Annotated in this window: 2 protein-coding genes; one reads left to right on the forward strand and one right to left on the reverse strand. The window is 72.1% G+C overall.

What is annotated here, in order from left to right; genetic code table 11:
* Positions 1-357: sensor histidine kinase KdpD (locus D7X74_RS41705; protein WP_147446904.1), on the forward strand; the 357-nt coding region annotated here is incomplete at its 5' end.
* A gap of 51 nt (positions 358-408) precedes the next feature.
* On the opposite strand, the gene D7X74_RS41710 is transcribed toward D7X74_RS41705, so the two are convergent.
* Positions 409-1,808 (reverse strand): hypothetical protein (locus D7X74_RS41710; RefSeq protein ID WP_233602487.1); only part of this gene is annotated, 1,400 nt, incomplete at its 5' end.

Here is a 1,808-nt window from a genome sequence, read left to right on the forward strand (position 1 = left end):
GATCCAGACCGGCTGTCGCAGGTGGTGCAGAACCTCATCACGAACGCGCTCAAGTACAGCCCGGAGGACACCGCGGTCCTGGTGGAGACGCGCGGGGAGGCCGACGCGGTGGTGCTGTCCGTGCACAACCAGGGCGCGCCCATTCCACCCGAGCGGCTCAAGGCCCTCTTCCAGCCGCTGCAGCGGGGCACGGAGGAGGTGGACACGGCGGGCCGCAGCGTGGGCCTGGGGCTCTACATCGTGCAGTCCATCGTGGATGCCCACGGGGGCCACATCGGGGTGCAGTCCACCGCCGAGGTGGGCACCACCTTCACGGTGCGCCTGTCGCGGGCCATTGAGTCCGTGGAGCCCCGGTAGCACGGCCTCCGGAGGTCGTGCGCAGGCAGGCTTCCGTGTCTGGGATTGCGGTCAGGGCTTCTCCGGCAGCGTCCAGTTCACCGAGAAGCGGTGTGAGCCATTGGCCGCGCTGTCCAGCCACCCCGTGATGCGCTCGCTCCTGGCGAGCAGCGGGCCCAGCTCCGTGCTCGCTCCGAAGAAGGCCGCCAGGGTCTCATCCCCCATGACGTCCATCAGCGACACCTGGGACAGGCCTCGCGCCAGCTTCTTCGGATCCAACGTGAAGTCCACCGCGCGGGTGAGCGGCGCGCCCTTCTCCGGCAGCGACGTCATCACCGTCTGCGTCACCGCGGAGTCGTTGCCGAACACCAGGTGCTTGCCCTTGAGCCGCAGGTAGAGGCTGCCGCCCTTCGCCTCCAGCGAGTAGCCGTCCGTCAGCGCCTTCGCTCCCGGGAACTGCCCCAGCGGGGCCAGCGCGGCCTTCACCGCCGCCGCGTCCACCACCTCCGCCGCCAGCGCCTGCTTCGCGGCGAAGAAGCGCACCTCCGGCTTGCGCAGCGAGCCCTTCACCTGCACCGAGTCCACCGCGAACAGCACGTGCCCGGTGAGCTGCTTCGCCAGCGCGTCCGTCATGCCCTGCACCTGCTCCGCCGGACACGTGGGACACACCATCCGCACCGCGTCCCGCACCGACCCCGCCGCCTGCGCCACGCCCGTGGGCGCCACCTGCGCGCGGGAGAACAGCAGGCCCGCGGGCGCCATCGCGCCGTAGGGGCTCGTGCCCCCGGCCTGGAAGGGCGGCAGCGGCAGCTTCGTCGCCGTGCCCTCCACCTTCAGCCCGTTGGCCGTGCCGTCCAGGCCCACCACGCCCTGCTGTGTGGCCACGTACAGCACGCCGGGCACCGCGCCCATTCGCGCATCCGCGGCCGGCGCCTTCGTGACGAGCTTCGTGGCCTCCTTGCGCAGGGAGTCGTCCGTGTCCGTGCTCGCGAAGGCGCACGCCTCCTGGCCCTTGATGACGTAGCCCGCGAAGCCGCCCAGGCCCGTGGGCGCGCGCAGCGTCGTCACGCCCTTCACCGTGCCCGCCTTCACGTCGCCGTTGCGCGCGAGCACGTTCGCGGACGCCTCCTGGAACAGCTTCGCGTCCGCCACCCGCGTGCACGCCAGGCGGCCGTCCTGCCGGATGGACACGGACAGCGGCCCCGTCGCGTCGATGCCCAGCGCCGTCAACGACTCCGGCTGCGTCGGGTCCAACGGCAGGAACGGGTGCAGCTCCCCCCGCCACGACGCGGGGTTGAGCATCTGCGACGACGCCCCCGCTCGCGTCATGAACGCGGTCAGACCCTGGAGCTGGTCGAAACGCGGAACGTGGAGGACCGTCACGGTGGAGGCGGCGACGCGGGGCGCGGGTGCGGCCGCCAGGGTGGCGGCAAGGGCGAGGGCGAGCATCCCCCCAAGTGAGAGCACCCCAC

Source organism: Corallococcus sp. CA047B (assembly GCF_003612065.1).
Taxonomy (GTDB): Bacteria; Myxococcota; Myxococcia; order Myxococcales; family Myxococcaceae; genus Corallococcus; species Corallococcus praedator.